Genomic DNA, 20621 nt, shown 5'->3' on the forward strand with positions numbered 1-20621 from the left:
CGGTCGTACCGGTACGGCCCGGGGCGGGGCATACTGCGCCGCATCGGGATGTCGGCATGGATCGGCACGGAGGCAGGAAGGTACGCACGATGAGCACCGATGTGATCCGCTTGCTCGGCATCCGCGAGACGCCGCTCTCGCTGGACGAGGTCTTCGCCGCGGTCGGCGACCGCACCGCGGGCGGCACCGACCTGTTCGTGGGCACGGTGCGGGACCACGACGGCGGCAAGCACGTGACGAAGCTGGAGTACTCCGCGCATCCCAGCGCCGAGGACGAGCTGCGCCGGGTCGCAGAGAAGGTGGCCGCGGACTTCCCGGTCCGGGCGCTGGCCGCGGTGCACCGGATCGGCAGCCTGGAGATCGGCGACATCGCGGTGATCGTCGCGGTGTCCTGCCCGCACCGCGGGGAGGCGTTCGAGGCGTGCCGCCGGCTCATCGACACCCTCAAGCACGAGGTGCCGATCTGGAAGCACCAGCACTTCGCGGACGGCACGACGGAGTGGGTCGGCGCCTGCTGACGGCGGCCCCGGAGACAGCCGCGGACCGACCACGGACCGACCGCGGAGCACCCCCGAGACGGACCGGCACCCGGCGAACTCCCCGTAGGATTGGGCAGGTCGGGTGATTCCGGCGTTTTTCCGAAATGCAGCCCGGGTCACCAAAAGATACGATTAACGCACTAATCCGTTGGTCTTCGGGCGGGGGTGCGTCATGGCGTCGATCGCAGGCTGGTGGGCCATTCCGGCGGTGGCGCTGCTGCTCATCGTGCTGTGGACCACGTGGCGCGGCCGCACCCGGAAGCCCGCCGCGATGTACGACACGGTGGCCCGCTACGAGCAGTTCCAGGCGGTGCTGACCCGGGTCGTCGACGTCGACCTCGAAGCGCACCCGCCGACCGCCCCGCAGGGCAGCGTCCGGACCGCCGCGCCGCAGGTCACAAGGCCGCCCCGCAACCCGAACGCCACCGAGCCCCGCGCTGCCGGGCGCGGCGACGTGCCGTAATGTCGCGCACATGTCGCGACGTGCAGCCACCCTGGTCGTTCCCGGACTGCTGTTCATAGCCCTGACCCTCGCCGCCGCGGTCACTCCGGTGCCGTACGGGGAACTCACCCCCGGCCCGACGGTGAACACCCTGGGCGACTACCGCGGCAAGCCGGTGATCGAGGTCGAGGGCGCGCAGACCTACCCGACGACCGGGCACCTGAACATGACGACCGTGTCGGTCACGAGCAAGGGCTACGACATGCCGCTGCTCGAGGCGTTCGTCGGCTGGTTCCAGGACGACGCCGACATCACCGTGAAGACCGACCTGTATCCGGACGACAAGACCGAGAAGGAAGTCGAGCAGGAGAACGCCGAGGAGTTCACCTCGTCGCAGGAGCACGCCAAGATCGCGGCGTTCAAGGAACTCGGCATCCCGATCGAGGAGCAGGTCGTCGTCGCCAAGGTGGCCAAGGACATGCCGGCCACCGGGCTGCTGCACGCCGGCGACATCATCCGGTCCGTGGACGGCGTCCCGGTCAAGACGCCGGCCGAGGTCGGCGCGGTGATCACCAAGCACAAGGCGGGCGAGACGGTGCAGTTCACCGTCGACCCGGCGGACGCGCGCGGCACCGAGAAGACCATCCCGGTCACCACCGTCGCGGCCGAGGACGACGGGCGCCCGGTGGTCGGCATCACCCCCGGCGAACTGCCCAAGTTCCCCTTCAAGGTGACCATCCACCTGGAGGACGTGGGCGGCCCGAGCGCCGGCCTGATGTTCGCGCTGGGCATCGTCGACACGCTCAGCCCCGGCGACCTGACCGGCGGCAAGTTCGTGGCCGGCACCGGGACCATCACCGACGAGGGCAAGGTCGGCCCGATCGGCGGCGTGCAGATGAAGACCATCGCCGCGCAGCGCGCCGGGGCCAAGTACTTCCTGACCCCGAAGGCCAACTGCGTCGAGGCGGTCAAGAACAAGCCGGGCGGCCTGACGCTCGTCGAGGTCGGCTCGTTGGACGACGCGATGTCCGCGCTCGACGTGATCCGCACCGGTCAGGGCACCCTCAAGGAGTGCCAGGGCTGACCGGCGCGGACCCGCTGCGTCGTCCAGCGCCTGCGGCGGTCCTGCCGCGGTTCTGCCGTGGTTCTGCTGTGGTCCCGCCGTGGTCCGGCGGGGAAGGCGTCAGGCGAACGTCGCCTGGAGCGCCTCGGCGAGGCCGGGCACCAGGTCCGCACCGGACAGCACTTCGAGGTCGGAGTCCTTGTCGCGCAGCCGCACGACCGACTCGCGGGTGCCGTCGCGCAGCACGCCGACCGCGATCCGGACCTCCTGCTTGTCGGGCCGGGCCGCCACCCACGCGGCGATCTCCTCGTCCGACCCCGTGGCCGGCATCTCGGCCTCCGCGGCGGGCGGCAGCATGAGCCGCTCCAGCACCAGCGCGCAGCCGGCCACCGGCTCGGGCCAGGCGATGCCGGCCAGGAACTCGTCGACCGGCGTCTCGGCCGGGATCTCGTCCTGCTCGATCGGGGTCAGCGTCGACGCGCCCTCCTCGGCGGCCAGGCCGAGGTCCTTGGCGAGCTGCGGTTCGGAGCGGATCAGCGCGGCGGTGTCGACGAGCGCGTACAGGCGGGCGGGCTGGTCCCACCCGAATGCCGAGACGTGGCGTTCGATCTCGACGACGGCCTGGGTGAGTGCAACGGTCATGCCCCCCATCATCCCGGACGCACCCGAGCGCGCCGCCCGCGGACCGGCCGCCGGAGACCGCCTGTACCGGGCGCTTGCTCCGAACGTCCGCACCGGGCACCCCGAAGGTCCCGACCTCCCGACAGTTACGCCGTGTCGGTGGGGAACCCTGGCCGGGCTCGGTAAGTTGACGTGTCGAGCGCCGACCGGGCGCAACCAGGTAATGATCGAGGTGCGCACCCTTGGTTTTTCAGATGCCCGAACGCGGCGACGCAGGAGGTCGCCGCATCAGATTGGGAGCCCCTTCCCAAAGACTGCGAACACTCCTGCTCACGCTGGCCGTCATTTTGGTGCTGGCCGTGGCGTGGGTTCTGTTCGCGAATTTCTGGGCGGACTGGCTTTGGTACAAGTCGGTCGGCTACGGCGACGTCTTCACCACCAGGTTGTGGACGCGCCTGGGACTGTTCCTGGTGTTCGGTCTGCTCATGGCGGCCGCCGTCGGTCTCAATATGTACTTCGCGTACCGGCTCCGGCCGGCGTTCCGCGGCATGTCGATGGAGCAGCAGAGCCTCGACCGCTACCGCTCGGCGCTGGCGCCGTTCCGCGTGTGGATCCTCATCGGCCTGTCGGTGATCGTCGGCATCATCGCGGGCACCTCGGCATCCGGGCACTGGGGCACATGGCTCCAGTTCGTCAACGGCGTGTCGTTCGGGATCAAGGACCCGCAGTTCGACAAGGACGTCTCGTTCTTCGCGTTCGACCTGCCGTTCTACCGGTTCCTGGTGAACTTCGGGTTCGTCGCGGTCGTGGTCGGCCTGATCGTCGCGGTGCTCACGCACTACCTGTACGGCGGCCTCCGGGTGCAGAGCCCGGGTGCCCGGGCCACTCCCGCGGCGCAGGCCCACCTGTCGCTGCTGCTCGGCCTGTTCGTGCTGCTCAAGGCGATCGCGTACTGGCTCGACCGCTACTCGCTGGCGGTCCACTCGGGTGACTTCAAGGACGCCAGCCAGTTCACCGGCCTGCGCTACACGGACGCCAATGCCGTGCTGCCCGCGAAAACGATCCTGTTCATCGTCGCGCTCATCTGCGCGGTGCTGTTCTTCGTGAACGTCTTCCGGCGCACGTGGGCGCTGCCCATCGTCGGCTTCGGCCTGATGGTGCTCTCCGCGGTGCTGATCGGCGGCCTGTACCCGTTCATCGTCGAGCGCTTCCAGGTCAAGCCGAACGCGCAGGCCAAGGAAGCCAAGTACATCGACCGGAACATCGCCGCGACCCGGGACGCGTACGGAATAGCGGATGTGAAGGCCGAGGGCTACGCCGGCTCGGTCGACACCCGGGCCGGACTCGCCGACGAGGCCGCGGGCGCGGCCAGCGTGCGTCTGCTGGACCCGAACATCGTCAGCCCGACGTTCCAGCAGCTGCAGCAGCTGAAGCAGTTCTACGGCTTCAACCGCACGCTGGACGTCGACCGCTACGCGATCGACAACAAGACGCAGGACACCGTCATCGCGCTGCGGGAGCTGAACCCGAACGGGATCCCGAACCGCAACTGGGTCAACGACCACACCAAGTACACCCACGGGTACGGCGTGGTCGCGGCCGACGGCAACCGGCTCACCGCGGACGGCAAGCCGGAGTTCATCGTCCAGAACATCACCCCGGACGGTGCGGACAGCCCGCTCGGCAAGTACGAGCAGCGCATCTACTTCGGTGAGACCACGACGACGTACTCCATCGTCGGCGCCCCGTCGGGCACCGCTCCCACCGAGATCGACTACCCGGACGAGAAGCTCCCGGGCGGTCAGGCGGTCTACACGTACGACGGCTCCGGCGGCGTCCCGATCGGGTCGACGTTCAACAAGCTGCTGTACGCGACCAAGTTCGGCGACGGCAACATCCTGCTGTCGGACTCGCTGAACTCGAAGTCGAAGATCCTGTACAACCGCACGCCGAAGGAGCGGGTCGAGGCCGTCGCGCCGTGGCTCACCATCGACGGCGACCCGTACCCGGCGGTGGTCGACGGCCGCATCCTGTGGATCGTCGACGCGTACACGACGACGAACGGCTACCCGTACTCGACGCGCACCACGGTGGGCGACGCGACCACGGACTCCGCGGTCCGCGCCGACCAGAAGCGCGGCACGGTCGGCAACACCGGCAACGTCAACTACATCCGCAACTCGGTCAAGGCCACGGTCGACGCCTACTCCGGCAAGGTCGTGCTCTACCAGTGGGACGAGCAGGACCCGGTCCTCAAGACCTGGATGAAGGCGTTCAAGGGATCGGTCGAGCCGAAGAGCAAGATCTCGCCGGCCCTGATGAACCACCTGCGCTACCCGCAGGACCTGTTCAAGGTGCAGCGCGAGATGCTCACCCGCTACCACGTGACCGACGCGCGGACGTTCTTCAACGGCTCGGACTTCTGGAAGGTCCCGCAGGACCCGACGACGGCCAAGCAGGCCGGCGGCGAGCAGCCGCCGTACTACCTGTCGATGAAGATGCCGGCCGCGGAAGGACAGCCCGCCGAATCGGCGCAGTCGTTCCGGCTGACAAGTGCATTCGTGCCGAACCAGCGGCAGAACATGGCGGCCTTCCTGGCCGTGAATGCGCAACCGGGACCGGACTACGGCAAGTTCAGATTGCTGAGCCTGCCGTCGACGACCGCGATCAACGGGCCTGAACAGATGCAGAACGTCTTCGCGTCCAATACGGAAGTCGGCGCGCAGCTCAACGTCCTGCAGCTGAACAACTCGCAAGTGGTCTACGGCAACCTGCTGAGCCTCCCGGTGGGCGGCGGCATGCTGTACGTCGAGCCGGTGTACGTCAGAGCCTCGGCGGCGAACTCCTATCCGCTGATGCGGAAGGTGCTGGCCGCGTACGGCAACAACGTCGCCTTCGAGGACACCTTCGAGAAGGCACTCGCGGTGCTGTTCAAGGGCGCGCCGCCGAGCAAGACCACCGACCCGACGGTGCCGGGCACCGGTACGCCGACGCCCGGGGCCACCCCGACGCCGGGGGCGACCACCCCCGCGCCGGGCGGCACAACGCCGCCACCGGTCACCGGCCAGCCGACCGACCCGTCGGTGAAGGCGGCGCTGAACGACGCCCAGAAGGCCGCGCAAAAGGCGGACGCCGCCATGAAGGCCGGCGACTGGGCGACGTACGGCCAGGCCCAGAAGGAACTGATCGAAGCGCTCAACCGGGCGATCCAGGCCGAGGCCGCGGCAGCCGCGAAGCAAGGCACCCCGGCACCGACCGGAAGCCCTGCTCCGTAGCGGTTCCCGGCGGACCGCCCTGGTCCGCAGCAGTGCGCCCGACCGGGTTGTCCCGGGCCCTCCGCTCCGTGCGGCGGGCCCCGGGGCAACCCGGTTGGCGTTCGCGGAGGCGATCGCGTATGGTTAAGGCATACCGACGCGGGGTGGAGCAGCTCGGTAGCTCGCTGGGCTCATAACCCAGAGGTCGCAGGTTCAAATCCTGTCCCCGCTACCACGTCGAAAGACCCGGTCCTCATGGACCGGGTCTTTCGCTTTGTCCCGGCGGAATCCGGACGTGAGGTCCGGGTCGGCACCGCGGGCCGGGTGCATTCTGCAGAGGCCCCGGCGCGGCCGCCTGCAGGTCCGGGAAACGCGGCGCCGACCGGTCCCGAAAGATTCCGGTCGGCGCGGGCGTCGTACGTGCTGCGGGCCTCTGGGGTGCGGTGGCGCGGTTCCTAGAGCGACACGCGGCGGCGCAGGCCGCGCAGCGGTGCGGTGAGCACCGCGCGGGCCAGGCGGTGGCCGGCCCGGCTGGGGCGCGGAGTCAGGTCCTGGATGAGCATGGCGGACTCGCGTGCGGCGACCGCGGACGCTTCGGGGACCGCGGCCGGAGCCGGGGCATGCCCGAAGAGGGCGAGATGCCGTTCGAGTCGTTCGCCGGTGCCGCCGCGCAAGGCGTCGACCGCGGGGATCGGAACCCGCCGCGGCCTGCTCGAATGGTCCATTCCTGATATGACCACGACGCAGACCGTACCCCATCGGAGGCCCTCTGTGACCGGCCATTCCGGCATGTCGCGGGGGCAAAAACCAGGCGGTGTACCCGAGTCGGAAGGTCGATTTCACGCCGTGCCGCGAAGGGTGACGCCGGCCCTGCGGCGAGTCGTGCCAAAACGGGGCCAATCGTGCGGTCATATATCGATTCGGAGATTAGCCGAGTAGCCCTCGCCGGTGCCCGGCGATGTCATTGGCCCTTGATTTCTTTTCGGCACGCCCCGACGATGTGACGAACATCATGGCGAAACTCATTTCGAGATATCGAAACCGCAGGTCCTGTCGAAAGGCGCGGCATGAGTGGTCGGGACGAGATCGTCGGGAGCCGCCGCCCGTACGTCGGCGGGGAGTTCCTGGACCCTGACGCCGCCGGATGCGGGCGGCTCGACGTGCACGATCCGTCCACCGGAGACCTGCTCGCCACGGTCGGCACCACCGGCCCCGGGCAGATCGAGCGGGCCGTGCTCGCCGCCCGGGCCGCCTTCGACACCGGGCCCTGGCCGTGCATGGCCCGCGAGGAGCGCCTCGCCGCCCTCGGCCGCATGACCGCGTACCTCGAGGAGCGGCGCGGCCGGCTTGTCGGGACCCTGATCGCCGAGGCGGGTGCGCCGCGCTTCCTGGCCGAGTCGGCGCAGGTCGGCCTGGCCCTCGACCACGCCCGCGAACTCCCGGCGCTGGCCGCCGCGCTGCCCGAGTGGGAGCACAACGAACTCCCGCTCGCGCAGCACGCGTACGCCCCGGGCAGGCTGCGGCTCAGCATCCGCAGGTACGAGCCGACCGGCGTCGTGGCGGCCATCACGGCGTACAACTTCCCGTTGGTCACCACCATCGTCAAGGTCTATCCGGCGCTTGCCGCGGGCTGCACGGTGGTGCTCCGGCCCAGCCCGCTGACCCCGCTGACCGCCCTCGTGCTGGGCGAGGCCGCGGCGGCCGCGGGGCTGCCGCCCGGGGTGCTCAACGTCGTGGTCGAGGCCGGTGCCGAGGGCGGCGTGCTGCTGTCCACCCACCCGGCCGTGGACCTGGTCAGCTTCACCGGCTCCACCGGGGTCGGCCGCAGCATCGCCGCGCAGGCGGCCGGCACCGTCAAGAACCTCGTCCTCGAACTCGGCGGGAAGAGCGCCGGGTTGTACCTGCCGGATGCGCTGGCCGACGGCCCGGACAAGGCCGTCGCGGGCGCGGTGGCGATGTTCGCGAGCCATTCCGGTCAGGCCTGCGCCGCACAGACCCGCATGCTGGTCCCGCACGACCGCAAGGCCGAGGTGCTGGACGCGCTGCACGCCGCCGCGAAGGGCGTCGCGGTCGGCGACCCGCGCGAACCGGGCGTGCTGATGGGCCCGTTGATCAGCGCGGCGCAGCGCGACCGGGTGGCCGGGATCGTCGCCGCGGCGCAGTCCGCGGGCGGGCGCCTGGTCGCGGGCGGCGGCATTCCGGCGGGCCTGGACCGCGGCTGGTTCTTCGCGCCGACCGTGCTCGACATCGACGACAACGCGAATCCGGCGGCCCGCGAGGAGATTTTCGGGCCTGTCCTGACCGTTCAGGGGTACGCGGATGTGGACGAGGCGGTCGCCATCGCCAACGATTCGCCGTACGGACTGTCCGGCGGTGTCTACACCGGCGACCTCCTCGCGGGCATCGCCGTCGCGGAGCGGCTGCGTACCGGCTCGGTGCAGGTGAACACCGGCTGTGCGACCAGCTTCACGCCCGCGGGCGGCTATCGGAGCAGCGGCGTGGGAAGGGAGCGGGGCGTGGCGGGGATCCGGGCGTTCCAGGAGGTCAAGCACATATCGGTGGGGTCCGTATGAACGGGGGCGACGCCGCGGACCTGCGGCAGGAGACGCTGGAGATGGAGATGGTGCCGCTGCCCGGCGCGGGCGGCACCCGCCGGACCGTGATCGCGGGCGGCCTGGTCGTCGACGGCACCGGGGCGGAGCCGTACCGGGCGGACGTCGCCGTGGTGGGCGGCCGGATAGCCGAGATCGGCGACGGTGTCATCGCCGCACCCGGCGACGAAGTGCTGGACGCGGGCGGCTGCGTGGTCGCCCCCGGCTTCATCGACGTGCACACGCACTACGACGCCCAGGTGTTCTGGGATCCGGCCTGCACGCCCTCGAGCTTCCACGGCGTCACGACCGCGGTGCTGGGCAACTGCGGCTTCTCGCTGGCCCCGTGCCGCCCCGAGCGGCGTGCGCTGATGGTGCAGATGCTGCACGACCTGGAGGACATGCGCACCGACACGCTCGAAGCCGGTATCGGCTGGGGCTTCGCCACCTTCGGCGAGTACCTGGACACCGTGGAGCGGCTCGGCCCCGGCATCAACGTGGCCGCGTACGTGGGGCATTCGGCGGTACGGATCGACATCATGGGCGAGGACGCCTACGAGCGCGAGGCGACCGTCACCGAGATCGTCGAGATGCGCCAGGTGGTCCGCGACGCACTCGCGGCCGGCGCGATCGGGTTCGCGACCAGCGCGTCGCCGACCGGGCGGCGCTGCCCGTCGCGCTTCGCGGGGTACGACGAGACCGCGGGCCTGCTCGCCGAACTCCGGGACGCCGGGCGCGGCGTGGCGTCCTTCGTGCCGGGCGGCGCGTTCGACCACGCCGCGCTGTACGAGCTGCAGCCGGAGATCGGGCGGCCGTTCACCTGGACCGCGCTGCTGGCGCTCGCGGACGGCCGGCACCGCGACTGGGCCGCACTGCACCGGGCCGGGACCGCCGCGGGGGCGGCCGTGCACCCGCAGGTCAGCTGCCGCCCGCTGGTCGCCCAGACCACGCTTTTGGCGCCGTTCGCGCTGCGCGCCCCGAGCCTGGCCGAACTCGAAGGCCGTTCGCTGCTGCTGCGGTCCGCCGCCTACCGGGACCAGGAGTGGCGCGAACGGCTGGCCGGGGAGCTCTCCGAGGGGCTGCTCGCGCCGCGCTGGGACCGCTGGATCGTCTCCGAGTCGGCGGCCGAGGGCCTGGTCGGCCGCAGCGTCGCCGAGGTGGCCGAGGAGCGCGGCGCGGCGCCGCTCGACACCGCCCTCGACATCGCCCTCGCGGACGGTCTCGCGACCCGGTTCACCGTGGTCCTGGCCAACGACGACGAAGCCGAGGTCGCCGAACTGCTGCGGCTGGACGGGGCGGTGCTCGGCCTGTCCGACGCAGGCGCGCATCCGGACCAGATCTGCGATGCGGTGGCGCCGACCGACCTGCTGGGCGGCTGGGTGCGCGAGCGCGCCGTGCTGACCCTGGAAGGGGCGGTCCGCAAGCTGACCGGCGAACCGGCCGACCTGTTCGGCCTGGTCGACCGCGGCTACGTGCGGGTCGGCGCGGCCGCCGACCTGGCGGTCTTCGAACCGGACGCGGTCGGCCCCGGGCCGGTGCGCCGCGTCGCGGACTTCCCGGCGGGCGCGGACCGGCTGACCGCCGACGCGCCGACCGGGATGCGGCACGTGCTGGTCGGCGGTGTGCCGATCCGGCGCGACGGAGCGCAGGTGGACAAGCCGGTGGACGCCGAAGGGCGGGCGCCGGGACGGGTGCTGCGGCACGGAGTGTGAGCGCGGACGGCCACGGGGGCATGGCCGTCCGCGACCCGCAGCACGGCACGGCAAGGCACGGATTCGTGTGGGTATGGAGCGCAGCGGACCAGGAAGAGGTACGTACGTGAGCCAGTCGCACAGCCCCCAGAGCACCGACGGCGCGGCCCCGGCGTTCGACGCGTTCGCCGCGAAGGACGCGCTCAACGGGGTCGGCATCATGAAGGACCCCTATCCGCGGCTGGCCGAACTGCGCGCCGAATGCCCGGTCCACCAGGGCTCCGTGTCGGCGAAGTTCGGCATGCCCGGCGCGGACCGCATCATCGCCGCCGAGGACGAGCAGGCCGCGGTCTACACGTACAAGGGCGTGGACGCGGTGCTGCGCGACGCGGCGACCTTCTCGTCGAGCTGGTACCACATCTCGCTCGGCGAGGTGATCGGCCGGACCATCCTGGAGATGGACCCGCCCGAGCACCGGCGCTTCCGGTCGCTCATCTCGCCCGCTTTCACGCGCCGCGAAATGGACCGCTGGGAGCGCGAGTTCGTCCGCGGCATCGTCGACTCCTACATCGACCGCTTCGCCGCCGCGGGCCGGGCCGACCTGGGCGCGGACTTCGCGTTCCACTACCCGATCCACGTCATCGCGGTGGCCGCCGGGCTGCCGGTCGACGACCTGCCCGCGTTCTACACGCACACCGCGCTGCTCACGAACGTCGCGGTGTCGCAGGAGGAACGTTTGGCCGCCTCGCGCGATCTCGGCGCGATGGTGCAGCAGTTGATCGAGGCGCGCCGCAAGGACCCGTCCGACGACCTCATCGGCGTGCTCGTGCGGGCCCGGCTCGACGACGCCGACTGGGACGGCGCCAGCGACCGGCACCTGACCGACGAGGAGATCATCTCGTTCCTGCGGCTGCTGGTCCCGGCCGGCGCGCAGACGACGTACCGGGCCATCACCACGGTCCTGTACGGCCTGCTCAGCCACCCTGAGCAACTCGCCGCGGTACGCGCCGACCCGGGGCTGATCCCGCAGGCCATCGAGGAGGGGCTGCGCTGGGAGGTGCCGCTGCTGTCGGCGGGCCGCACCGCGGTGCGCGACACGGTCGTCGAGGGCTGCCCGGTCCGGGCCGGGCAGCACCTCAACACCCCGATCGGGGCGGCCAACCACGACCCGGCGCGCTGGGACCGCCCCGACGACTTCGACATCTTCCGCACTCCGCAGCCGCACCTCGGCTTCGGCGTCGGCCCGCACGTGTGCCTGGGCATCCATGCGGCCCGGATGGAGATGCGGGTGGCGCTGGAGCAGCTGCTGGTCCGGCTGCCCGGGCTGCGGCTCGATCCGGACGTCCCGACCGACGGGGTGACCGGCCTCGGGCTGCGCACCGCGGTGCACCTGCCCGTGGTGTTCGACACGCTCTGACCGACGCTCTGTCGATCTCCGCTCCGACGCGTTAGCGTGCCGCCGCACCGGCCGAGCCCGGCCGGTGCGGCGCAAGCCATGCTGTCTCCCAAGGGATCGGGGCCGCACGATGACGGACGACAAGCTCGGTGTGGTGATCGTCGGGACCGGGTTCGGGTGCCTCACCCACCTGCCCGCGTTCCGGGACGCCGGATTCGAGGTACGCGCGCTCGTCGGGCGCGATCCGGCCAAGACCGCGGCGCGCGCCGAGCGCTTCGGCGTCCCGCACGCCTGCACCTCGCTCACCGAGGCGCTCGCGCTGGACGGCGTGCACGCGGTGAGCGTCGTCACCCCGCCGCACACGCACGCCGACATCGTCGTCGAGTCGGTCGAGGCCGGGAAGCACGTGGTGTGCGAGAAGCCGTTCGCGGCGGACCTCGCCGAGGCGCGGCGCATGCACGAGGCCGCCGAGAAGGCCGGCGTGGTGCACATGCTGGGCACCGAGTTCCGCTGGGGCACCGGCCAGGCGCTGCTGGCCCGGCAGATAGCCGCGGGCGCGGTCGGCACCCCCAAGCTGGCCACCTGGCTGCTGCACATCCCGGTGCTCGCCGGTCCGGACGCGGGCATCCCCGACTGGTGGGGCCGCGCCGAGGACGGCGGCGGCTGGCTGGGCGCGCTGGCCACCCACTGGATCGACCAGATCCGCTACACCCTGGGCGAGTTCGAAGGCGTCAGCGCCGGCCTGCCGGTCGTGTCCGACCGCCCCGGCCAGACCGCCGAGGACACCTTCAACATCCGCTTCCGCACCGTCACCGGCGTCGAGGGCGTCCTGCAGAGCTCCGGCGGCATCTACGGCCCGCCGCAGATGGTGACCCGGGTGGCCGGCACGCACGGCACCGCGTGGCTGGAGTTCGACGACGTGTGGGTCGGCGACGCCGAGGGCGACCGCAAGATCCCGGTGCCCGACGACCTGGCGAACCCGGCGCCCGAGCCGCCGCCCGGCGACCTGCTGCACACCGCGTACGACCTGCTGCACTGCATGGGCATCGACCGGGCCCCGTACGCGAAGCTCGCCGGGGTGTTCCGGGACCGCATCCTCGGCCGCGAGGTCCCGGCCGACCCGCCGTTCGCCACGTTCGCCGACGGGGTCGCGAACCAGGCCGTGATGGACGCGGTCCGCAAGTCCGCCGCCGAGTCGGTGTGGGCGCCCGTCGAGCAGGTCTGACCCCGCGGCAGGCGGGCCGGGAGACGGCTCGCGGGCCCGGTGCGGGACGCGCTGCAAAACCGATTTGGCCTTCCGGCCCGACTGCCGTAGTGTTCTACCTACCGACGCGGGGTGGAGCAGCTCGGTAGCTCGCTGGGCTCATAACCCAGAGGTCGCAGGTTCAAATCCTGTCCCCGCTACCACGTATGAAGGTCCGGTCACCAACTGGTGACCGGGCCTTCGTCGTTGCCGACACCGCATTGTCATCTTTCTATCGAGAAATCGACCCTGACGGGTGGGTCCGATGATGCGACCATGGACTCATGGGGGTACGGCGGGGACGAGGTGAGCGGAGCGCGCCTGCGCAACCGCCGTCGGACCCTGCCCGCGCACCGGAGGAACCGGACCCGGCCGGGCGCGCCGACCGCTCCGGTCGTGCCGACTACGCCGCGGGCGACGCGTATTCCGGATACTCCGATGCGCATGCGGACTCGGGCACCTACGACACCTCCAGCGGTTCGTGGCCGGCGTCCGGCGGGCCCGACACCGTGGTCCTGGACCGCGGCCGGGCCGAGCCGTTCGCCCCGCCGCGCGCCAAACGCCCGGACGACTACGCGGTGTTGGTGCCGTTCCGCCCGCGCCGCAGGGCCGAGGGCGGCGACCCGGACCTCGCGGGTGCCGCGGCCGGCTCCGGCGAGGCGCTCGACCGCCGCGAACTGGCCGAGCTGGAACGCCGCTACCGGGACCGCGCGGGCCGCGACGCGACCGCCGCCAGCCGCCTGGGCCTGATGCTGCTGCGCCGCGGCGAGGACGACGAGGCCGAGACCTGGCTGCGCCGGGCCGCGGAGGCCGGGCACCGGGGCGCGGCCACCAACCTCGGCGTGCTCATGCACCGCCAGGACCGCATCGACGAGGCCCGCCGCTGGTGGTTCCGGGCCGCCGAGGCGGGCAGCCGCATCGCCGCGTTCTCGCTCGGGGCGCTGCTGCTCGACTGCGCGGAGGCCGAGGAGTACGTCTCGCGCAGCCGTCCCGGCGGCGAGCACGAGAACGAAGACCTCGTCCAGGCCCTGTACTGGCTGCGCAATGCCGCCGAGGCCGGGCATGTGCGCGCCGCCCTGGTGCTGGGCGAGTTCCACGAGCAGCAGGGCAACGAGGGCTGCGAGCGCTGGTACCGGCGCGCTGCCGAGGCCGGGCATCCGGAGGCGGCGTACCGGCTCGGCCGCCTCGGGCACGAGCGCGGCGACGAACGCGCGGCGTCCGCCTGGTACTTGCGGGCGGCTTCGTGCGGCCATATCCGTGCTGCGGTCCGCCTTGCGCGCCTGCTGCACCGGGCCGGCGACACCGGCGAGGCGGAGAGCTGGTTCCGGCTCGCCGCGGAGGAGGGCGACCCGGGCGCCGCCCGCGCACTCGGATTCCTGCTCCAGGACGAAGGCGACAAGGACGGCGCCGCGCACTGGTGGCGCCGCGCCGCCGAGGCCGGCGACGGCACCGCGGCCAACGCGCTCGGTGCGTTGCTGGCCGCCGAGGGCCGCGACCCGGAGGCCGCGCACTGGTACGAACGGGCCGCCGCCACCGGCGAGTCCAACGGCGCGTTCAACCTGGGCCTGCTGCACTCCGCGCGCGACGACGACGGCGCGGCCGAGCGCTGGTACCGGATGGCCGCGTACGCCGGGCACGCCGAGGCCGCCAACGCGCTGGCCGGGCTGCTTCTGTCGCGTGACGACGAGGACGAGGCCGAGGTGTGGTTCGCCCGCGCGAGCGAAGCGGGCAGCATCGACGGCGCCTACAACCTCGGCATTCTCTACGCGCGGCGGCCCGACGCGGACAGCCAGGCCGCCGCCGAGCGCTGTTGGTCGCGTGCCGCGGAGGACGGACACGCGGACGCCGCACTGCAGTTCGCGCTGATCCTGGAACGCCGCGGCGATGCCCGCGAGGCGGTCCGCGCCTACCGGGTCGCCGCCGGGGCCGGGCGCACCGTGGCGGCCGTCCGCCTCGCGGGCCTGCTCGCCGCGCTCGGCGACGACGAGGGTGCCGAGGACTGGTACGGCACCGCCGCGGACGCCGGCCACGTCCCCGCCATGCTCCGCTGCGGCATCCTGCTGGCCCGCCGCGGTGCGGAAGGCTCCGCCGCACGGCGCTTCCGCGCGGCCGCCGACACCGGCAGCGTCGCCGGCGCCTGGAACCTCGCCCTGATCCACCTCCGCCGCGGCGACCCCAAGTGCGCCGAGCCCTGGCTCCGCCGGGCCGCCGAACAAGGCCACGGCCGCGCCGCCATGCGTCTTGTCGTCCTGGCCCTGAAAGCCGGCGACGCCGCAACCGCCGAGCATTGGTGCACCACGGTCATCGCCCACGGCCCGCCCCACCTCGCCGAACGCGCCCGCCGCCTTTCGCAGGCCCTCCGCGCCGAACTGGCGTCCTGAGTCGGATCCGGATCCGGACCGCGCCGCGACACCGTGTGGCGTCCATATGGTGATACGACGAACGAGTGAACCGCAGGAGTCCCGAACGCCGCCCGCCTGCCCGTCGGTCCGGCCCGCGACGGGGGGCTGACCAGGGCAGACGGCCGCGCGGCAGGATGCCCGACGCGGCGCGGCGGTGCCGCGGGGCGGCCGTTCTTCCTGTTGAGGCGGCTCGCGGGGGTGCGGAGACTGAGCCGGGCGGGCTCTGCGCCCGCACGACCTTGGCACCGTGAACGGCACCCGCGTCGGGGACCGGCCGGTGGCCCGGTGGCTGAAAGGAACCGGCATGTCCTCGACGCGTGGTCCGTTCCCGCCCGGATACCCGCCGCCGCAAGAGCCTCCCGCGGGGCCGCCCGGCGGGGGGTACGTCCCGCCTCCTGGCGGACCCCCGGCAGGTCCGCCTCCCGGACCGCCGCCCGGCCCGTCCTCGGGCCCGCCGCCGGGCGGTGGACCGCCCCGGCCCTGGTGGCGCCGCGCGGGAATCGTCCTCCCCGTCATCGCCGGCGTGGTCGCGCTCGCGGTCGTCGTCGCGCTGATCGTCAGCGGAGGCGGCGGCGGGGGCAAGAAGGAGCAGGCGGCCGGCGAGGTGCTGCTGGAGAACGCGGCCTCCACCGGGCCCGACCCGTTCACCGCGAGTGTCGCGTCGCCGGTGCCGACGATTTCCGCCGCACCGCCGACGTTCCCACCCGCGCCCATCCCCACGGAGGCCGGCGCAGCCGCCCCCCTGCGCGTCGCGAACGGCGGCACGGTGGGGCTGTACGGCGGTACGCAGGACAACACCCAGTGCGACCCGGCGCAGATGACCAGGTACTTGGGGGAGAACCCGCCCAAGGCCGCGGCGTGGGTGGATGCCGTCAACGTCGACACCTCGCTGCGGTGGAGCGGCGGAAACTCGGTGACCACCGCACAGATCCCGGAGTACCTCGCCCAGTTGACGCCGGTCCTCCTCCGGGCCGACACGCGGGTGACCAACAACGGCTTTTCGAACAGCACGTTCACCTCGCGGCAGACGATCCTGCAGACCGGCTCGGCCGTGCTGGTCGACACCTACGGCGTGCCCCGCGCGCGCTGCGCGTGCGGCAACCCGCTCAGCCCGCCCAAGCCCGCCGCGGGCAAGGTGACCTACAAGGGCACGCAGTGGCCCGGCTTCTCGCCGACCACGGTGGTCGTGGTCAGCCAGTCGGTGACCGTGATCAACCAGTTCACCCTGGTCAACATCTACACCGGGACGACGTACCCGCAGCCGCCGGGATACCGGCCCGGCACGCCGACACCGACCGGCACCAGCGAGACCCGGACCGAGACCGTCACGGTCACACCGGGGCAGACCGTGCCGCCGCCGCCCCCGCGGGCCGCGACGCCGACCGCGACGCCGACCACGACGCTGACCGTGACCCCGACCGCGCCCACGACGCAGCCGCCCGCGCCGAGCACGTCCGCCACCACGCAGAGCGTGCCTCCGCCGGATCAGCTGACGGTTCCGCCGACGATCCAGCTCGGCACCGGCGACATCCAGGTCACGTTGCTGTTCACCGGCGACTCCGACATGGACCTGCACGTCGTGGACCCGTCCGGCCAGGAGATCTACTTCCGGAACAGGACGTCCAGCAGCGGCGGCAGGCTCGACCGCGACGAGATCCCCGGCTGCGGCGCCGCACCGGCGACGCACGCCGAGAACGTCTTCTGGCCGCAGGGCGGATCACCGAGCGGTGCCTACAGCGCCTTCGTGGTGAACTACGCGGCCTGCCCCGACAAGCCGCCGGCGACCTACCAGCTCACCGTCAAGGTCGGCGGCCGCGTGGTCTCCGAGACGACCGGATCTCTGCCGCAGACCCGCGGAGCGAAGTCCACCCCGGTGAACTTCACCAAGTAGCCGCACAGCGGCCGTCACGAGGACCTTCGCGCGTGACGGCGAGAGCCGCCGGGGCACATGCCCCGGCGGCTCTCGGTGTTCGTCGGATCCGGCTATTTGCCGGTGTGGCCTACTGCTTCCGAGTAGAAGGAGCGGTCGACCAGCTTGTCCTCGGTCAAGGCCGGGGCCTCGACGACCTTGCCCTCGATGAACATCTTCTGGGCCTTGTCGGTCGTCCCGGTGCGGATCTCCCAGTCGGTGACCAGGGACGGAACCGCGGAGAGCAGTTCGACCTTGCTGCCGAGGACCGTGGCCAGTTCCTGGGTGAAGGCCGGGTCGGCCTTGTAGTCGCCCGCGAAGTACGTGTTGACCGTGCGGATCAGCGCGCGGGCGAAGGCGGTGCCCACCTCGCGGTTCTTCTCCAGCAGGTTCGGGCCGTACAGCATGCCGCCGATCGGCTCGCCGGCCGGCTGGCCGCCGAGGAACACGTACCCGGGCTTGTTCTCGAACTGCTTCCACACCGGGTCCAGCAGCCAGGCCGCCTCGACGCCGCCGTTCTCCAGCGCCTGCGCGACGCCCTGCGCGTCGAGCTGCTTGAAGTCGACGTCCGTCACCTTGGCGTTGTGCTTCGAGAGGACCCGCTCGATCGGGTACATGATGATCGAGGTCTTGCCGACCAGCGAGGCGAACCGGGCGCCCTTGAGGTCGACCTGCTCGGCGGTCTGGCCTTCCTTGACCTTCGCCCACACGCCGGTCTTGGACTTGGGGTCGGACGAGTAGTTGCCGAACACCCACTTCACGTTGAAGCCCTGCTTGGCGGCGTTGACCATGCCCGCCTCGGGGGCCGAGTAGAGCGCGTCGATCTCGCCCTTGGCGAGCAGCGTGATGGCGTCCGTGGACGGCATCTGCTTGAGCTCGACGTCCAGGTTCTCCTTGGCGAACTCGCCCTTGGCGATGCCGAGCCGCAGCGGGCCGAGGTACTCCGCGGACAGCGTGCCCGCGGTCACCACGATCTTGGTCTTCGCGGCCAGCGGCTTCGCGGCCGGGGTGTTCGGCGCGCAGCGCGCCGGGGCGCGGGTGGGGGAGAGGTCGGACGGGTCGGTCCAGCCCTTCTCGCAGCCCGCCACCGCCTGGACCGGAGTGGTCTGCGAGGGGGCCGACTTGGCGCCTTCGGCGTTGTCGTCGGACGACACGCACGAGGTGGCGAGCAGGGCGGTGCAGGCGAGCAGGACGGACGCCATGCCGGCGCGGCGGCGACGTGCCATGAGGGTTCCTCCGGGGGACGGGAGCGGACGTGCAAGGGCGTGCCGGGGCAGGACGGCGCCGAGCCGGGGTGGGAGGGCGCGTCCGGGGGGGCGGGGCCGGTCAGGCGCCGCCGGGTCCGCGGCGGTCCGGGGCCCACGGGGTCAGCAGGCGGCCGATGTAGCGGACGAGTTCGGAGAACAGCACACCGACGATGGCGACCACGATGATGCCGACGTACATCGCCCGGTTGTCGAAGATGTTCTTGGCGTTGAAGATCAGGTAGCCCAGGCCGTCGTTGTTCGGCGAGGCCAGGCCCTCGGACGCCACGATGACCAGCACCGCCATGCCGGACGCCAGCCGCAGGCCGACCACGACCGGCGGCAGCGAGGCCGGGATGAGGATGTGCCGGTACATCTGCCACCGGTTGGCGCCGAACACGGTCGCCGCCTCGCGGTACCCCTCGGGGACGGCGAGCACCGCGGCCATGGTCTGGATCCAGATCAGGAAGAAGACCGTCACCGCGACCAGCACGATCTGCGGGGTCTCGCCGAGCCCGAAGATCAGCAGGAAGATCGGCAGCAGGGCCAGCTTGGGCACCACGTACAGCGCGTCCAGCATCGGTTCGAGGGCGGCGCGCACCAGCGGCATCGAGCCGGTGAGCAGGCCGACCACGTACCCGGCGAGGGAGCCGAGCAGGAAGCCGGGGACGACGCGCTTGAGGGTCGCCCAGATGTCCGGCCACAGCTTGCCGTCCACCAGGCGCTGCCAGCCGTCCTCGAGGATCGTCTGCGGCGCGGGGTAGATGCGCGCGTCGATCCACTTCTGCTGGACGGCGAGCTGCCACCACAGGATCAGCACGAGCGGCACCGCGATGCCGAGCACGATCTCCAGCGTGCGGCGGCGGGCGCGGGCCTTGCCCGGGTCGAGCTCGGCCGACCCGGGGCGGCGGACCAGCAGCATCTCGGCGGGCGGCGCTCCCTCGGCGGCGGGGGCGGCGCCGTTTTCGGCCGTCTTCGGGGTGGTCACCTGATCGCTCACTTCTGCGCTCCGGCGCTCTCGGCGGCGGTCTCGACCTCGCCGCGCAGCAGGGCCCACAACTCGCCCTGCATCTCCGCGAATTCGGGGGACGTGCGGACCGCGCCGGTACGCGGGCGCGGGAACGGCGGCACGCGCTCGGCGATCACCCGGCCCGGCCGGGACGACATGACCAGCACGCGGTCGCCGAGCAGCAGGGCCTCTTCCAGGCTGTGCGTCACGAAGAGCACGGTCCGGCGGTCCGCCTGGCAGATCTCCAGGAGCTCGTCCTGCAGGATCGTGCGCAGTTGCGCGTCGAGGGCCGCGAACGGCTCGTCCATGAGCAGGATCTCCGGCTCGACGGCGAGCGCGCGGGCGATCGAGACGCGCTGCCGCATGCCGCCGGACAGCGCGGCCGGGTAGGCGTCCGCGAAGTCGGCGAGCTTGAGGCGCTTGAGCCAGTCGCGGGCCCGGGCGTCGGCCTCCTTGCGCGGGACGCCCTGGATGTCGAGGCCGAACCGCACGTTGGCCAGCACCGATTTCCAGGGGCTGATGCCGTAGTCCTGGAAGACCATCGCGGCCGGGTGCGCGGACCGCGCGGCGATCTCGACGCGTCCCGCGGTCGGCTTGACCAGCCCCGCGACGATGCGCAGGAAGGTGGACTTGCCGCAGCCGGACGGGCCGACGATGCAGCAGAACTCGCCGGTGCGAATGTCCAGGTCCAGCGGCCCGAGGGCGTCGACGCGCTTGGCGCCGCGCCCGAAGTGGCGCTCCACGTCGACCGCATGGATCTTGATGCCGGACGCGGCATGCGCGGCGTCCGGTGCGGCGGGCGCAGGGAGCACCGAACTGCCTGGCGGGGCAGGGGGGTCGGTGTCCGGAACGGATGATTCCGCTTCCGCTGGCGATTCGGTCACGTGCATCCATTCCCGAACGGCCGCGCCGGCGCTGGGCGGTCGTCGCGTGGTCGGTTTTTGCAATGCCAAAGAGATCAGGGTTCCCCCGGACGGCGAGACGATATGACGGGTCGTCAGGTGAGGCAAGGGTGATCGGCGTTTAGTCGACAAACGCACGGTGGTGGGACGCCGGTCCGGGGCGAGTACGCGGTTCGTGCCGCGGTGCGGCACGCTGGGGCCGGACCGGGAGTTTCGGTCTGCACGTCGAGGTGCCCGGGGCCGGAAGGCCGGGGCGGGCGCGGCGGACGGGGCAGTACCGTCGAGGCAGGCCGTACGGCATCGGCTGCGGGGACA

General features: G+C 72.0%; 15 protein-coding genes and 2 tRNA genes. 12 read left to right on the top strand and 5 right to left on the bottom strand.

The window, feature by feature from the left end:
• The first annotated feature begins 89 nt into the window (after window positions 1-89).
• The 3 genes from LZ495_RS22120 to LZ495_RS22130 all read left to right on the top strand — a co-directional run bounded on the left by LZ495_RS22120 (window position 90) and on the right by LZ495_RS22130 (window position 2065).
• A complete protein-coding gene (locus LZ495_RS22120) occupies window positions 90-518 on the top strand; it encodes a molybdenum cofactor biosynthesis protein MoaE (protein WP_235054523.1) in 429 nt (142 codons plus the stop codon).
• Window positions 519-711: 193 nt separating this feature from the next.
• A complete protein-coding gene (locus LZ495_RS22125; protein ID WP_235054524.1) occupies window positions 712-1002 on the top strand; it encodes a hypothetical protein in 291 nt (96 codons plus the stop codon).
• A gap of 10 nt (window positions 1003-1012) precedes the next feature.
• Window positions 1013-2065 (top strand): YlbL family protein, encoded by a 1053-nt coding sequence (locus tag LZ495_RS22130; protein ID WP_235054525.1) that lies wholly within the window; start codon window positions 1013-1015, stop codon window positions 2063-2065.
• Window positions 2066-2164: 99 nt separating this feature from the next.
• Here the strand turns inward: LZ495_RS22130 and LZ495_RS22135 are convergent, their stop codons facing one another.
• Window positions 2165-2686: a PPA1309 family protein gene (locus tag LZ495_RS22135; protein WP_235054526.1), complete on the bottom strand. Its 522-nt coding sequence runs from the start codon at window positions 2684-2686 to the stop codon at window positions 2165-2167.
• 233 nt (window positions 2687-2919) lie between these two features.
• Between LZ495_RS22135 and LZ495_RS22140 the strand changes: the two genes are divergently transcribed.
• Together LZ495_RS22140 and LZ495_RS22145 are read left to right on the top strand one after the other, a co-directional pair.
• Window positions 2920-5940, top strand: coding sequence for a UPF0182 family membrane protein (locus LZ495_RS22140; protein ID WP_235054641.1), 3021 nt, complete (start codon window positions 2920-2922; stop codon window positions 5938-5940).
• 137 nt (window positions 5941-6077) lie between these two features.
• A tRNA-Met gene (locus tag LZ495_RS22145) sits at window positions 6078-6154 on the top strand.
• Between the two features lie 220 nt (window positions 6155-6374).
• Here the strand turns inward: LZ495_RS22145 and LZ495_RS22150 are convergent.
• Entirely contained in the window at window positions 6375-6659 is a 285-nt protein-coding gene (locus LZ495_RS22150) for a hypothetical protein (RefSeq protein WP_235054528.1), read from the bottom strand.
• A 327-nt stretch (window positions 6660-6986) separates the two neighbouring features.
• Here LZ495_RS22150 and LZ495_RS22155 point away from each other — a divergent pair, with 327 nt between their 5' ends.
• The 7 genes from LZ495_RS22155 to LZ495_RS22185 all read left to right on the top strand — a co-directional run bounded on the left by LZ495_RS22155 (window position 6987) and on the right by LZ495_RS22185 (window position 17133).
• Window positions 6987-8492, top strand: coding sequence for an aldehyde dehydrogenase family protein (locus tag LZ495_RS22155; RefSeq protein ID WP_235054530.1), 1506 nt, complete (start codon window positions 6987-6989; stop codon window positions 8490-8492).
• A complete protein-coding gene (locus LZ495_RS22160; protein WP_235054531.1) occupies window positions 8489-10222 on the top strand; it encodes an N-acyl-D-amino-acid deacylase family protein in 1734 nt (577 codons plus the stop codon). Before LZ495_RS22155 ends, LZ495_RS22160 begins: the two co-directional genes overlap by 4 nt.
• Before the next feature lie 106 nt (window positions 10223-10328).
• The gene (locus LZ495_RS44960) at window positions 10329-11618 is read left to right on the top strand and encodes a cytochrome P450 (RefSeq protein WP_235054533.1); all 1290 of its coding nucleotides are present in this window, start codon (window positions 10329-10331) and stop codon (window positions 11616-11618) included.
• A 109-nt stretch (window positions 11619-11727) separates the two neighbouring features.
• Window positions 11728-12822 (top strand): Gfo/Idh/MocA family protein, encoded by a 1095-nt coding sequence (locus LZ495_RS22170; RefSeq protein ID WP_235054535.1) that lies wholly within the window; start codon window positions 11728-11730, stop codon window positions 12820-12822.
• A gap of 105 nt (window positions 12823-12927) precedes the next feature.
• Window positions 12928-13004 (top strand) — tRNA-Met (locus LZ495_RS22175).
• A gap of 120 nt (window positions 13005-13124) precedes the next feature.
• A complete protein-coding gene (locus LZ495_RS22180; protein WP_235054536.1) occupies window positions 13125-15221 on the top strand; it encodes an SEL1-like repeat protein in 2097 nt (698 codons plus the stop codon).
• Between the two features lie 544 nt (window positions 15222-15765).
• Window positions 15766-17133 (top strand): DUF6777 domain-containing protein, encoded by a 1368-nt coding sequence (locus LZ495_RS22185; RefSeq protein ID WP_235054537.1) that lies wholly within the window; start codon window positions 15766-15768, stop codon window positions 17131-17133.
• A 92-nt stretch (window positions 17134-17225) separates the two neighbouring features.
• On the opposite strand, the gene LZ495_RS22190 is transcribed toward LZ495_RS22185, so the two are convergent.
• The 3 genes from LZ495_RS22190 to LZ495_RS22200 all read right to left on the bottom strand — a co-directional run bounded on the left by LZ495_RS22190 (window position 17226) and on the right by LZ495_RS22200 (window position 20216).
• A complete protein-coding gene (locus tag LZ495_RS22190; protein WP_235054538.1) occupies window positions 17226-18377 on the bottom strand; it encodes an ABC transporter substrate-binding protein in 1152 nt (383 codons plus the stop codon).
• 100 nt (window positions 18378-18477) lie between these two features.
• Window positions 18478-19317, bottom strand: a complete 840-nt coding sequence (locus tag LZ495_RS22195) for an ABC transporter permease (RefSeq protein ID WP_235054642.1) — start codon at window positions 19315-19317, stop codon at window positions 18478-18480.
• Window positions 19318-19391: 74 nt separating this feature from the next.
• Window positions 19392-20216, bottom strand: a complete 825-nt coding sequence (locus LZ495_RS22200) for an ABC transporter ATP-binding protein (protein WP_372498622.1) — start codon at window positions 20214-20216, stop codon at window positions 19392-19394.
• Window positions 20217-20621: the final 405 nt, after the last annotated feature.

The organism is Yinghuangia soli, assembly GCF_021502675.1.
GTDB classification, from domain to species: Bacteria; Actinomycetota; Actinomycetes; order Streptomycetales; family Streptomycetaceae; genus Yinghuangia; species Yinghuangia soli.